The organism is Dorea sp. AM13-35, assembly GCF_003473885.1.
Taxonomy (GTDB): domain Bacteria; phylum Bacillota; class Clostridia; order Lachnospirales; family Lachnospiraceae; genus Dorea_D; species Dorea_D hominis.
The window spans coordinates 79,414-94,227 of sequence record NZ_QUCZ01000004.1; the positions used below are offsets into that span (position 1 = coordinate 79,414).

The window sequence follows — 14,814 nt, forward strand, 5'->3', positions numbered from 1 at the left end:
AATGACGGTTGCAAAAAATACAAAATGCATTTGAAAAAAACTGTAAAACGATTGTAAAAAATAACAATACAATCTGTTAATTTCTTGACAAAAAAGAAAAAAATTATAAAAAAACTGCTGATGTAAAAAGAAAAGAAGAAATATATAATCAATGTTATAAATTTAACAGACGAAGCTTCGAGAAACTGAAAATGATGGTAATGAAGAGATTATCACAACTCAAAAGGAAAGGAATGAGGTAGTCAAAATGGAGAAAAAGAAAAATATTGGCATTATGGCAGCACTTGGAATTTTATCCATATCCGGAATGGGAATGGGATCTACGGTTTTAACACCTGCAATGAATGTTCTTGGAGAACATTTTGCCGGAAAGAATGTTTCGTTCGCAATGACCATGGGAACTTTGGGAGTTGTACTTGGATCTTTTATCGGTGGTATGATCGCCGGAAAAATAATAACAGCAAAGAATCTTGCGATATTAGGAAATATTGCATGTCTGATTCTTGGATGCTTACCGGTTGCATTTGATAACTTTTCACTTTTGTTGGTTGACAGATTTGTATTTGGTGTTTGCCTTGGACTGATTACACCACTTGCAAATATATTGATCGCAGAAAATTATGAAGGCGATGCAATGAGCAGGATGATGGGATTTACATCGATGTTTATGAGTCTTGGTGGTATTGTATTCCAGTTACTGGGCGGAATCCTGGCAGATATTAGCTGGCAGACAACATTTTTAGCACATGCGTTCTTTATCGTATCTGCAGTCCTTTGCCTTTTTATTCCGAAAGATGAAGTCATGACAAAAGAGCAGATTGAAGCTAAAAAACATGCAGGTGAAAATGAAAAAATGAATGTAAAAGTAGTTATGCTTGTTGCAGTAATCTTACTTGCATTTCAGACGATTAATATGAGTGTTATGATGATGGCTTCTACATTATATGCCCAGAGAGGTTTCGGCGGTGCTACAGAAGCAAGTATTGCGTTGACAATGTATACAGTTGCAGGTGTTATTTCAGGACTTCTCTTTGGAAAAATATTTAATGGATTGAAAAGAGCCTGCATGCCATTGATGATGATTATTGTAGCGATTGGAGCGGCAGTTGTATTTGCATCTACATCACATCTTATGTGTATGGCTGGATTTATCCTGATCGGATTTGGCTTTATGGCTGCATTCCCGGGAATGACAACATGGATTGCCATGGTGAATCCACTTTCTAAGGTGGGTACAGGAACTTCCATTGCGATTGCATTCATGAACCTGGGTGGTTTCTTATGCTCCTTCTGGATGATTGCGTTAGGATATAATATTACAAAATTGATTATGGCAGATATTATCGTTTCAGTAGTGATTGCAGTAATCTTTATTTTCGCAAGTCCATTTGCAAACAAAGAACTTTAAAAAATTATTATAAATGGAGGTAGATAACATGTATGAGTTTAGACCAATTAGTGATCGAATGCAGCATTTACGTCAGAGGATCAGAGATCGTGTGATCCAGACAGATGCAGAACGCGCAGTGATCACAACAGAGTGCTACAAGAAAAACTGGGGAGCACCGGCGGTTATTCGAAATGCGAAGGTATTATATGACATCTGCGAGAAAATGACACTTCGTGTGGAGGATGAAGATGTAATCGTATGTAATATGGCTAAGAATTTTTGCGGAACAGCAATCAATCCGGAGTTCGGAGGTGGCTGGATGCCAAAGATGATCGATGCCGGGCTTTATAAAATAGGAGATGACGGATTATATCATAATCCACCGACAGATGAAATCCCATTTACAATGTCACCGGAAGATTACGAGACATTTAATAAATTGGAAGAATATTGGAAAGGAAAAACTTACTCCGATATATTCAATGTCTGGAGTCCGGAAAGTTATCAGGAATTAGGGAGACTGAGATGTTCACATGCAATGCCTGGTCCACAGATTGTTTCATTGCCGGGAGGACATTCTACACCTGGATATCGTAAAATTGTAGATACCGGATATGCAGCAATTCGTAAAGAAGCCCAGGACTGGCTGGATGCACATCAGTCAACAGCATATGGCGACGATAATATGAGACATTTCATGTTCTATACAGCAGTAACAATTGTGTGTGATGCTGCAAAGGTTCTGGCTACCCGTTATGCACAGGCGTGTCTTGATAAAGCGGAAACTGTAGAAGATGAAGCAAGAAAAGCAGAATTGAAAGAAATGGCAGACGGATTGAATTGGATCAGTGAAAATCCGGCAAGAGGTTTCCGTGAGTCTGTACAGGCACAGATGCTTTATATCCAGTTACTTCTTATGAGTGGTATCGGAGATATTGGATCTTGCGGACGTTTTGATCAGATTCATGGAAAATATCTGGAAAAAGATCTGAAAGCAGGAAAGATTACATTGGATCAGGCACAGGAAATTGTAGATAACTTCTTCCTGAATATTGCAAGAAACTGGGGAGCATCGCTTCCGGAACTTGCCAAAATCATTGGTGTAGGAAATACATATATGCACACAACTATCGGTGGAGTGGATCCGGTTACCGGTAAAGATGCAATTAATGATGTGACATACATGGTATTAGAGTCAGTTGGTCGTATGGGACTGCATGATCCGACAATTACACTGAGACTTACAAAGGATAGTCCACAGAAAATCTATGACTGCGCTATTGAGGCTACAAAATTAGTTGGAGGACTTCCATTATATTATAATGATGAAGTTGTAGTACCTGGAATCGTAAAAGAGATGGGTTGGACAATAGAAGAAGCGAGAGATTATGCACTGATTGGATGTCAGGAAATTACAGGCTCTGGATTTGAGTATGCATGCTGTAATGGAATCATTGCTCCACATGGAACCATTTATTACAGTGTTTGCCTGACAATGGCGTTAAATGATGGTAAAAATCCGGCAAACGGAGAGCAGAGTTCTATACATACCGGATATCTGTATGATATGAAATCTATGGATGAAGTGAAAGCTGCATATTTGAAAATGGCAGATTATGCATTATCTCTTCAGACAGTTATTAATAACTATAATGAATACATGGTGGAATATAATATGTGTCAGCCACAGCTTTCTATTTCTATGGAAGGATGCATGGAAAAAGGTGATGACGTTACCTGGGGTGGTGCCAAGTATACAACATTTGGAGGAACCGGAACTGGTCTTGCAACTGTGGCAGATTCTCTTTGCACAATTGAATATGCATGTTTTGACAAGAAAATCTGTACAACAAGAGAGTTATATGATGCGATGATGGCAAACTGGAAAGGATACGAAGACTTACAGCAGAGACTTCTTGCAGAGGTTCCACACTTTGGAAATAATGATCCATATGCAGATAAGTGGATGAAATTTGCAACAGAGTCTTATGCGGATCTTTGTAAAACAAAATCCGCACATTTTGCAAAATATTACAGAGCAGGTCTTTACGGAGCGTCCGATCATGTACAGCAAGGCTATGTAACATGGGCAACTCCGGATGGTCGTGAGGCAGGAACTCCAATTGCGGATGCAGCTTCACCGGCACAAGGAAGAGATAAAAATGGTCCGACAGCAGTATTAAATTCTTCCTGCTGCTATGAACACAGTCGTTTTATGGATGGCGTTTGCCTGAACTTAAGGATTCACCCGTCCGCACTTGCCAGAGAAGATGGAGAGAAGAAACTGGCAGATATGATAAAAACCTATCATGGAATGGGAGGAGCAGAAGTACAGTTTAATGTTGTTTCGGCAGAAACGATGCGTAAGGCACAGGAAAAACCGGAAGATTACACAAATCTGGTAGTACGAATTGCCGGATATTCCGCATACTTTGTGGAACTAACAAGAGATCAGCAGAATGATTTGATCGCAAGAAACGAAAATATGATCTAAGAAATAGAAATGTGACGTTCATCGGAAGGGAATGCTTCCTTTCCGATGAACATAAGAGAGGAGATTTTATTATGGTAACAAATTATACAATGCTTTGCCCGGTTGTATTCGGAGCAGGCGCACTTGGCGAACTTGGAAATAAAGTAAAAGAACTGGGAGGAAATAAAGTTTTCTGTATTTATGATGCAGGTGTAAAAAATGCAGGACTTGCAGAAAAAATGACAAAGGTTCTGGATGAAAATCAGATCGAATATGAAGTATATGAAGACGTAAAACCGGATCCGGCAGACACAATTATTGATCAGATCGCTGATATCGCAAGAAAGTCAGGAGCAAATCTTGTAATCGGTCTTGGCGGAGGAAGCAGTCTGGATGCTGCAAAATCAGTTGCCGGACTTCTTACAAATGAAGGACTTGTTTCTGAATATTATGCAGAAGATCAAAAAGGCTTTGTAAATGCAACTGCACCGATCATCCTGATCCCAACGGCAGCAGGAACCGGAAGTGAAGTAACAGTAATGGCTGTAGTTACAGATACAAAAAAGGGAGTGAAAAGAACAATCCTTAATCATGCGAACATGGCAATCGTAGATCCTGAACTGACTTTGACGGTTCCGGAACATGTAACAGCTGCAACCGGTATGGATGCATTGTCACATGCAATTGAGGCATATACCTGTACAGGAACGAATCCATTATCTGATACGCTTGCATTAGAGGCAGTGACACGAATTGTAGAAAATCTGAGTAAAGCATGTGAAGATGGAAGTAATCTGGATGCAAGAACGAATCTTTGCCTTGGAAGTAACTTCGCAGGAATTTCATTTTCTGCTGCCGGCGTGCATTTCGGACATGCAGCAGCTCATGAATTAGGAGCGAGATATCATATTCCACATGGCACCTTATGTGCGATCATGCTTCCGGAAGTTATTGAATTCAGTGCAGATGTTCTGCCGGAGAGAATTCAGAAGATTGCCGATGCAATGCATATTGATATAGCAGAAGGAACGACAGATGCTGAAGCGGGAAAGATTGTGGCAGATTATCTGAGAGATTATATGAAGAAAATAAAGGTGCGTTCTTTGAAAGAATGTGGTCTTACAAGAGAAGACGCTGTTGCATGTGCAGAAGGTGCAGTTACAAATAACTGGTTTATCATTCTTTCTCCAAAACCGTGTGATGTAGAAAAGATGAGAGAACTCATTGGAAAAGCATATGACAATTATCAATAGGAAGCATAAAAAGAATTATATCGGATGATAAAAGGAGGCGTAAAAATGTATCAGAATGTACCAATTACAGAACGCGTCAAAAGAATACGAAAAAAATATCGTACAACAAAACCGAAAATTGATTTGAACAGATATAAACTGGTAACAGAGTTCTATATGGAAAATCCAGATATTACCGGTATTTTAAAAAGAGCAAAAAATCTAAGAAATTTGTTTGAAAAAATGCCAACACCTGTAAATGAAGACGAATTAATCGTTGGATTTGCAGCAGAAACTTACAGAGGGTGTGCATTATATCCGGAAAATTCCTTCTGGTGGTTCATGGATGAAATAGATACTCTTCCGACACGTGACGTGGACCCGTATGATATTGATCAGGAGACTTACGATTATATCAAGAAAACAGGACATTTCTGGGATAAAAATTGCATGAGCGCAATTATTGATCAATATCTTCCGGAAGGTTATAAAGACAAGAATGTAGTAGGTTCCGGTGTTTTAAATTTCGTTGCCAAAGGAAATACACAGAATCCGATCGGTCATTTCTGCGGAAATTTCTGGACGGTAGTAGACAAGGGATTTGGAGCTATTCGAGATGAGGCTAAGGCCAAGATGGATGAACTGGAAGAAAAAGGAATCCAGGGTGATGAAGGAAAACGATATAGTTTCTATAGAGCGGTATATATTGTTTCGGAAGGAATCATTATCTACACAAAACGATATGCAAAAGAATGCGAAAGACAGGCAGAGATTTGTACAGATCCAAAGCGTAAAGAAGAATTATTACAAATGGCGGACAGCCTGAATTGGATCATGGAGAAACCATGCCGTACTTATCAGGAAGCGTTGCAGGCATGCTATATGTACCAGCTTGGTCATATTCTGGATGCGCAGCTGCATGGAATCAGTTACGGGCGTCTGGATCAGTATGTCGGCAAGTATCTGGAGCGTGATCTGAAAGAAGGAAGAATTACAGAAGAAAAAGCACAAGAACTAATGGATATGTTCATGCTGAAAGTCGCAGAATGTAATAAGGTATGGTCAGAAGGTGCAACAAGATCAGGCCCGGGTTATACATCCGGACAGCTGATTACGGTAGGCGGAACCGATAAAGACGGAAATGATGCAACCAATAAAGCAACATATATGATTCTGCAGTCTTCTGCAAGATTGAAATTACATAATCCACCGGTAGCATTAAGAGTGCATGATAATACACCGGCAGAACTTTGGGAAGCAGGAATTGAAACAACAAAACAGGTTGGTGGAGTTCCTTGTTTTGAATATGACGAAGAGGCCGAAAAAGCACTTGTGAAACGAGGTATTCCGATTGAAGATGCAAGAAATTATTGCCTGATCGGATGCGTGGAACCTTGTGTATGCGGAAGTGATTTCGCAAACTCAGGTGGAGATGGCAATGCTGCGTATACGATTCTGCCGGCGGCACTATGGTGTGCAATTAATAATGGTGTAAATCCATTCCGTTTTCCGGGAGCACCGGAGCCGACAGCGTCAGGTCCGAAGACAGGATATTTGTATGATATGAAGAGCATGGACGATGTGCTGGAAGCATATAAAACACAGATGGACTTCTTTACAAAATGGCAGGTAAGCATGGTCAATTGCTATGAATATATCTATGCATTCCACAGACCGTTACCACTTCTTTCGGCTACAATGGACGGATGTATGGAAAGTGGCCTGGATGTTCTGTGGGGAGGCGCAAAGTACAATGGCGCAGGTAATTCCAGCATAGGACATGGGACCGTTGCTGACAGTTTAAATGTGATCAATCAAGTGTGTTTCGAAAAGAAGATTGCTACAACAAGGGAATTATACGATGCTTTAATGGCAAATTGGGAAGGATATGAAGACTTGCATCAGTATATTTTAGGTAAAGTTACACATTTTGGAAATAATGACCCGGAAGCAGATAAATATCTTTCTTTTGTAGCAGATACTTATGCAGATGGAATTACACGTGGCAAGAGTCCTCGCGGATGTGACTGGTCCGCAGGATGCTGGCCGGTAACACTCAATGTCGTTATGGGAATGTTCAATGCAGCTACACCAGATGGCAGAAAGACAGGAGATCCTTTGTCTGATGGTATTTCACCGGTACAGGGAATGGATAAAAACGGACCATTTTCAACCATTAACTCTATGTTGAAATTTGATCAAAGTAAATATGCAAATGGTACATTGTGTAATATGAAATTCCATCCAACCGCGTTACAGGGAGAACATGGAGATGAAAAACTCAGAGCGGTAATGGAGTCTTATTTCCGCGGAGGCGGCATGGAACTGCAGCTTAATATTGTTTCAGCTGACACTTTAAGAGATGCCCAGAAGCATCCGGAAAACTATCAGGATCTGGTTGTGCGTGTTGCTGGATTTTCGGCATATTTCGTTGAAGTATTCAAAGAATCGCAGGATGACCTGATCCGCAGAACAGAAATGTGCCTGTAGCAGTAAAAAAAGGCAAAAAGCTAATAATGTAAAAGGCATCGTTTCATCCCCACCCTCCGAATGAAACGATGCCTTAAAAAATTTTTTGATAAAATAAGAATTAGTGAGGATTACGAAGCGGATCAAAATTTTTATCCAGAATATTCATAATCTTTTCACCTATAATAATACGAAACATAACATTCATGTCGCTAAAATCAATACCGGTAAGATCTACAATCTGGTTTAAACGGTATTTCATCGTATTATAATGCAAGTGTAAATGATTTGCAGCTTCGGTAATATTCTGGCAATAACGTACATAAGTAAACAATGTTTCCACAAGATTTGTGCCGTGTGTGGCATCTCGCTTCTGAAGAATGGAAATGCTTTCAGGAATTAAATCTATAAGATTACAGCATTCCTGAAAATGGATAAATAAATGGATAAATTTCCAATCATCATAATCGATGATGGTATCCGTCAGATTGAAACGTGATTTTATTTCAATACAGGCCAGGCTTTGCATATAATGGCGGCAGGCATCGGTATAAGACTTAAATGGCAGGCTGATGCCGGCAATTAAATTATTGGACTTTAAAAAAGTTTGTAATTGTTTGCGGAGCAGATTTAAAGAGTCTGTCGGAACAATCATAAGAATGAGCTGGTTATAAAAGGTGACACAAAGGGAGTGAAACATATTTTGCAATTGTTTTTTAAAAAAGTATAATCGGTCTATTGTACTTTTCTGGATATTATATTGAATTGCAACAACACTGATCTGCTGTGAAATATTCAGGTGATAGAGTTCAGCACGTGCAGTGATCGCATCCGGAGAAGAAATTTTTCCACTTAAAATATCCACCAAAAAATCTTCAATCTGCTGATTGGCAGAAGGAAGGCGTGATTTAGAATCGGACATAGCAATAGAAAGAAAATCACATAGTATAGCTAGGGCGTTTTTCTCAATATCGTTAATAGTATGATTGTATTCGAAAAGTTTTAAATATCCAAGTAGTTGATTTCCGCGGATAATGCGCCCGGCAATAATCGGTGTTTTCTGATATTCTACAGAGCCTTCCGCAAAAAGAAGCAGATCCGGAAAGTCTTTGTGGATGACCGGCGGCTGTTCGTCTACCATTCCGCTTAAAAAAGATTCCGGCAAATGGCCGGTTTCCATTGCGTGCTGTAAAACAGGATCATCAATGCCGGAATAAACGCCTGCTGAACCGATGACAGCCAGAGAGGTGTCTACAAGCAGCATTGGATTGTTGAGAAAACGATAACCGGCATCCAAAAGAGCTTGTGTTTCAGCATTTAAGTGACATAGAGACATTAATTGATATGCATAATTGTTAATCTTTGCCTGTTCGTCAAAAATCTGCTGGATTTTCAGTTTTAATTTTTCAAAAGTATCGGAATCTTTAGTGATAATAAGATTCAATCCACTGATCTGAAAATAGTCTTCGGATATTGGAGTATCTTCATAGATCAGAAGACTCATATTTTCCAGATTGTTTTTAAATTTTTTGATTGCAGACGATTTGAAAGCATACAAATAATCTGTTGATAGATTCTTGCGTGAATGGGGTGGAAGCATAGCCCAGAAGTTCAGCAAGACTTTATCAGGAGTTGCAGCAACAACAAGTTCTGAATGGTCAAGGTTTTTACAAATAGATGCGAATGTAATGCTCATGAATTCCCCTTCTTTCATAAAAATTTGCAATTAAATCAACAGTAATTATAACATGTTTAAGTTTTAACAAACATATAAAAAAAGACAACCGAATTGTAAAATATTACAAGCAAGGGTGAAAAAAAGTGTATATTAATGTAAAAAAAGTAGGTTATTTTCTGATGAAGAATAGAAAAAGTGAGAGTATGATGAAAGAAAGTAAAAAAATGGAGGACGAGAAACTATGAGTGATAAAAAATTAACGGGGCGTCTATATGATATACAGGGATTTTCCGTACAAGACGGACCGGGTATACGAACAACAGCATTTCTTAAAGGGTGTCCGCTTCGGTGTCCGTGGTGTCACAGTCCGGAATCACAGTCCTTTAAAAAGCAATTAAGCTGGATGGCAATGCGATGTCTTGGAACGGAAGCTTGTAAGGAACGCTGCATAAAAGCCTGTTCAAAAAAAGCGATAGAATTGGGAGAAAAAAGAGAGGATATTACAACACATACGCAATTGCAGCTTGTGCATGTAAAAAGGGATATTTGTGATAATTGCGGAGAATGCACAGATTCCTGCTATGCAGAAGCTTTATATTTATGTGGAAAAGATTATACCGTGGATGAATTGGTGGAACGATTGCTGCAAGATCGGAATTTCTATGAAAGATCCGGAGGCGGTGTGACAATTTCCGGCGGAGAAGCTCTCTGCCAGATCGATTTTGTAGAGGAAGTATTGAAGCGGTTGAAGGAGGAAAATATCAATACAGCACTTGACACGACCGGATATGCGGAATGGGAAGTGCTTTCGAGAACAATGCCGTATGTAGATCTGTATCTGTACGATCTGAAACATATGGACAGTAAAAAACATGAAGAAGTAGTAAAAGTACCAAATGAAAAGATTTTAGCGAATGCGAAAAAATTGGCTGAAAATGGGAAAAAATTACAAATTCGTATTCCGGTCATTCCGTTATTTAATCATGATGAAGAAAATATCAGAAAGACGGCAGAATTTTGTAAAGAATTAGGAGATGCAGTTACAATGATTCAATTATTGCCGTACCATAATCTTGGAGTAATGAAATATCTTCGCATCAGTGATAAACCGGTGGCTGAGGCGACTCCGCCGAGTGAAGAATACATGCAGAAGTTGAAAGGTATTATGGAAGAGTATGGACTAAATGTTTCCATTCATTAAAAAAGAAGATTATAAAGGAGAAGATACCGTGGTGTGCTGTATATCAGTGCAGAACAGTATCTTCTTTTTTTGTAATGATGGTTTATTTGTGCTAGAATAGAAACGACTAGTTACAAGGAGAAAATCAATGAGAGAAGAGAAGATGAAATATGAACGGCTCAGTAAACGTGCGCTGGGGTGCATGTATGTGTCGACCGTGATCTTAAGTGTTATTCTGCTGGCAGCGATCATCTGCGTAAATGCATTCTGGCTCAGTCCAAAAGATATCCGGATTGGCGAGATAATATCCTTGGTGCTCGTTGTTCTGATCATTCTGAACTGTGTGATCAGCCCGTATTTCCGATACCGGAGATATGGTTATCACATAGATGAAGAATGTATAGATACGGTCGAAGGGTATCTTTTCATAGAGCGCAATATTGTTCCGATGGAACGGTTACATAAACTGCAGGTGGAGAGAGGCCCGGTTGCCAGAGCTTTCGGCGTGGCAAATGTAGTTGTGACAACAGCAGGTGGAGATGTAGAGATCAATCTTCTGGAAGATGAAAAAGCGGAACAGATCGCAGAGAATTTACAGAAGCGGATCAATCAGATCGCAGCGGAGGAAAAACATGGAAACGACAGAAACGAAATTTAGAAACCATATCTCCATTGTGATTGAACGATTTGGAACTATATTTATAGGAATCGTGATTGTACTTGCAGGATCGGCACTGGATGACCTGAAAGAAATTGTAAAGCATATGGATAATCTGAAAGAATATCTGGCAGATGAGTTTGCGGGAGCCAGTCTGTTTCTTGTATTGTTCCTGATTGCTTTATTCTGGCAGCTCCGCCGTTGGGCGAAAACTTATATTTCTATCCAGGGGCAGGCAATCGTGATTGAGAAAAATACATGGAACCGCAAGGTGCAGACGATCGGCATCAAGCATATTTCCAATGTCAATCTCTCACAGAATATTCTGGAAATGATGCTTGGCACATGCACTGTGAAACTGGATACAGACAGTTTCTCAACGGCAGATGATACAGACGTAAAACTAGTGCTGAAAAAAGAAAAAGCAGAGTGGTTCCGTCAGACGGTTTTTGCGATTATGGAGTCGGAAGGTAACCGTTCCGGGGCAGAAGTTTATGCGCAGGATGCGAATCATCAGACAGAAAGTGGCGCGTACAAAGAAACTGCCGGGATAACAGATGAGGAAAACGGTAAAAACATCACAGAGACAACGGTGACAGCAAATGTAAATGATATGATCTGGCATGGAGTGTTTGCGATTAATTTATTTGCTGTTTTGCTTGCAGTTGGAGGAATCGGAGGCTCCGTATCAAAATTGCTTTCTGGCATACAGGAAGGAATTTCAGGACAAAATATTCTGGAAATAATATCAGGTTGGGCGGTAGCATTTTTTATCGGCGCAACAGCAGTCTGGGATACGGTGAAGGATTTTATTAAGTATTATCAGTATCAGGTTACACGAAAAAGTGATAAGATCTATATTTCTTACGGACTTTTAAAGAAAGTAAGCTATGTAATTCCGGTAAAGCGGATTCATGGTGTAACGGTGAGACAGACATGGATTGCAAGGATTTTTAAGAGATACCGGGTGGAACTTATCAATGTCGGAATGGGAGATGACGATGAAGAAAAGGACGCCTTTTTCCTTTTGTATCAGAGTCATGCAGACGTGATTGAAAAAATGCAGAAACTTCTGCCGGAATTTGCAGAAGCAATGAAACTTCCGCTGCAGAGACAGAAGAAGTCGGTTATCTTTCTTAAGGCAATCCCGGCAGTGATCTGGGCAGTTGCATTATTTGTGGCAGATCGGTTTGCGAAAGAAATCATAGGATCCCATTTTCTGTGGATTAATCTGGCGTGTGTCTGTGGATGGCTGGTTGTATTGGTGATGCTTGCGGGCGGCTATGTTACGGATGCATTTGCCTGTGATAAGAAGAGTCTGGCCGTATCAAGCGGTGTATTTGGTCGAGAAACCACATACATGCATTATCCGCAGATCCAGTATTTTTCATTTAATCAGAATATAGTGGCAAAGAAACTGCGTGTTGTGAAGGGAAATGCATATCTTCTTGCGTCGGCATCGGATTCCAGACATGATCTTCCGTATATGCCAGAAGAGGCTGTGGAAGAATTGAAAGAATATTTTTGAAAAAGATGGTCTTGTAACATAAATAACTGCGAAAGATGAGGGGAAAGTATGATAGAGACAGGTGTTGTAAATGGAAGATTCCAGGTATTGCATTTAAAGCATATGGAATATATTCTGGCGGCAAAGATGCGGTGCCGGAAACTGTATATCGGGCTTACGAATCCGGACGGGAGAATGACCGGCGATTCGGTAAATGATCAGAACCGATCCACAAAAGCGGCAAATCCGCTGACGTATTTTGAACGTTATGAGATGATAAAAGGTGCCATGCAGGAATTTAAAGTCCCTGAGCAGGAATATGATATTCTGCCGTTTCCGATTAATTTTCCGGAATATATTGCAAATTATATGCCGGAAGATGCGACGTATTTTATGGGACTCAGTGATGCGTGGGATGAAGAAAAATATAAGATCCTGCGAAGCTTGAAGCTGGATGTAGAAGTTCTCTGGCGAAGAGAAGAAAAAGACCGCGGAGTCAGTGCTTCATGGGTGCGAAGCTGTATTGCCATGGATGAAGAATGGGCGCATCTTGTCCCGAAGAGCGTGTATAAGTATCTGACGGAAACACATCTCGTGGACAGGATCAAGCATCTGGAGAAAATCCGGATCGAAGAGAAAATGGTGCTGTAAAAATAGCAGAAAAAAGTATTAAAAAATAGAAACAATATTGGTAGATAGTGAAAAAGCATTAATAGTTAAAAAACGCCTGCCATTTGCAATATATTTCACTGGCACCGAACATTCAGACCATTTGTGGATATATCAATATAACAGGATGGCAGGCGCTTTTTGCAACTACTCTTCTACGAATTTTACTGCAGTTCCGTAAGCCATGATTTCAGCAGCACCCTGTACGACAGTACTGGATGCATAGCGGATATTAATGACGGCGTCGGCACCGCATTTTTCGGCTTCTTCGCTCATGCGCTTTGTGGCGATGGCACGGGCTTCATTCATCATTTCTGTATAAGAAGTAAGTTCACCGCCTACAAGTGTCTTAAAGCTGTTTACAAGGTCTTTTCCAAAATGTACAGACTGGATCATATTTCCTTTTACAAGTCCGATCATTTCAAATTTCTTTCCGGTTATATAATCTGTGTTTACTAATATCATAAATAAAATCCTTTCTGATTAATGTTAAGATGTTAGGGGAAAATCCTGACATCTTGTTAATTAAATTGTCAAAGTAGTTACGGATGACCTATGGCAGTCGTTATTACAGATAAACCGCCAGACTGACCCGAGCCGGACTAGCTCAGATGCAGGACATCCTTAATGGTATAATATCCAGGACCTTTATTAGCAAGATACGCTGCGCAGTCGCAGGCGCCTCTTGCGAAACATTCCCAGTTGTAGCAGTGGTGAGTGATTTCCAGACGTTCTCCCATGCCACCAAAGAATACAGTGTGGCTACTTGGAATATTGCCGGCGCGCAGAGAATGATAACCGATTGTTCCAGGTTCTCGCGGAGAAACTCCTTCCCTGCCGTATACAGCGATATCGGATAATTCTTTGCCAAGTGCATGTGCCATGGTCTCACCCATTTCTTTGGAAGTACCGCTCGGTGCATCTTTCTTCCACTGATCATGCATCTCAAGAATCTCAATGTCCAGTTCTTCCCCAACTGTCTTTGTGATAAATTCCAGAACTTTATTCATGACATTGACGAGTTTGGAAGTGTTGGCTGCATAGAGCATTGGAATAGAAGAAGCAGCATCTTCAAAACGTTTCATCTCTTCGTCGGAGAAACCGGTAGAACCGCAGACCAGACCTTTTTTATGTCTGATGGCAAGATCCAGAACTTCCATAGCCATCTCTTTAGTAGAAAAATCGATGATCACATCGCATTTGTCAATAACGGATTCGAGATCATCTACAACCGGAACGTGCAGTTCTTTTCCGACCATTGCGACAGTTCCGAGATCTGTTCCGATGTAATCGCGCCCTTTTGGACCGATACCGGCAACCAGTTCCATGTCATCACGGGAGGCTGCAACCTGTGTGATCAATTTGCCCATTTTCCCTCTTGGGGCTGTTACGATAACTTTCATAAATGTAAACTCCTTTCGTATACGTTTTCAACACGTACCGGGAAATCCCTTTTAATAATTTCAGTTTACCACAAAAGACGAGCAGGAGTTGCATTTTTTTCAGAAAGAGGCTATAATTCTTTTTATAATCTTGAGAGGAAATTTACAGAAAATAA

11 protein-coding genes are annotated in these 14,814 nt (G+C 40.2%); 8 read left to right on the forward strand and 3 right to left on the reverse strand.

Translation table 11 applies throughout. The annotated features are described in order from the left end of the window. Nucleotides 1–247 precede the first annotated feature (247 nt). The 4 genes from DW152_RS06090 to DW152_RS06105 all read left to right on the forward strand — a co-directional run bounded on the left by DW152_RS06090 (nt 248) and on the right by DW152_RS06105 (nt 7,585). Nucleotides 248–1,408, forward strand: a complete 1,161-nt coding sequence (locus DW152_RS06090) for an MFS transporter (RefSeq protein WP_118288189.1) — start codon at nt 248–250, stop codon at nt 1,406–1,408. 28 nt (nt 1,409–1,436) lie between these two features. Next, nucleotides 1,437–3,884, forward strand: a complete 2,448-nt coding sequence (locus DW152_RS06095; RefSeq protein ID WP_158570025.1) for a pyruvate formate lyase family protein — start codon at nt 1,437–1,439, stop codon at nt 3,882–3,884. 71 nt (nt 3,885–3,955) lie between these two features. Continuing rightward, on the forward strand, nt 3,956–5,116 hold the full coding sequence (locus DW152_RS06100) for an iron-containing alcohol dehydrogenase (protein WP_118288191.1): 1,161 nt from the start codon (nt 3,956–3,958) through the stop codon (nt 5,114–5,116). 45 nt (nt 5,117–5,161) lie between these two features. Further along, nucleotides 5,162–7,585, forward strand: coding sequence for a glycyl radical protein (locus DW152_RS06105; RefSeq protein ID WP_158570026.1), 2,424 nt, complete (start codon nt 5,162–5,164; stop codon nt 7,583–7,585). A 100-nt stretch (nt 7,586–7,685) separates the two neighbouring features. Here DW152_RS06105 and DW152_RS06110 read toward each other — a convergent pair whose 3' ends face one another. Beyond that, complete coding sequence (locus DW152_RS06110; protein ID WP_158570027.1) at nt 7,686–9,260, reverse strand: PucR family transcriptional regulator; 1,575 nt, start codon at nt 9,258–9,260, stop codon at nt 7,686–7,688. A gap of 223 nt (nt 9,261–9,483) precedes the next feature. On the opposite strand from DW152_RS06110, the gene DW152_RS06115 reads away from it, so the two are divergent. The 4 genes from DW152_RS06115 (at nt 9,484) to DW152_RS06130 (ending at nt 13,238) form a co-directional block, all read left to right on the forward strand. Continuing rightward, nucleotides 9,484–10,443: a glycyl-radical enzyme activating protein gene (locus DW152_RS06115; RefSeq protein WP_118288194.1), complete on the forward strand. Its 960-nt coding sequence runs from the start codon at nt 9,484–9,486 to the stop codon at nt 10,441–10,443. 127 nt (nt 10,444–10,570) lie between these two features. After that, nucleotides 10,571–11,080, forward strand: coding sequence for a PH domain-containing protein (locus DW152_RS06120; protein ID WP_021860882.1), 510 nt, complete (start codon nt 10,571–10,573; stop codon nt 11,078–11,080). Continuing rightward, nucleotides 11,055–12,608, forward strand: a complete 1,554-nt coding sequence (locus DW152_RS06125) for a PH domain-containing protein (protein WP_158549870.1) — start codon at nt 11,055–11,057, stop codon at nt 12,606–12,608. Before DW152_RS06120 ends, DW152_RS06125 begins: the two co-directional genes overlap by 26 nt. Before the next feature lie 48 nt (nt 12,609–12,656). After that, entirely contained in the window at nt 12,657–13,238 is a 582-nt protein-coding gene (locus tag DW152_RS06130) for a hypothetical protein (protein WP_021860880.1), read from the forward strand. A 165-nt stretch (nt 13,239–13,403) separates the two neighbouring features. On the opposite strand, the gene DW152_RS06135 is transcribed toward DW152_RS06130, so the two are convergent. Then, entirely contained in the window at nt 13,404–13,721 is a 318-nt protein-coding gene (locus DW152_RS06135) for a YbjQ family protein (protein WP_021860879.1), read from the reverse strand. A gap of 137 nt (nt 13,722–13,858) precedes the next feature. Further along, entirely contained in the window at nt 13,859–14,659 is an 801-nt protein-coding gene (gene dapB / locus DW152_RS06140) for a 4-hydroxy-tetrahydrodipicolinate reductase (RefSeq protein ID WP_117536791.1), read from the reverse strand. Nucleotides 14,660–14,814: the final 155 nt, after the last annotated feature.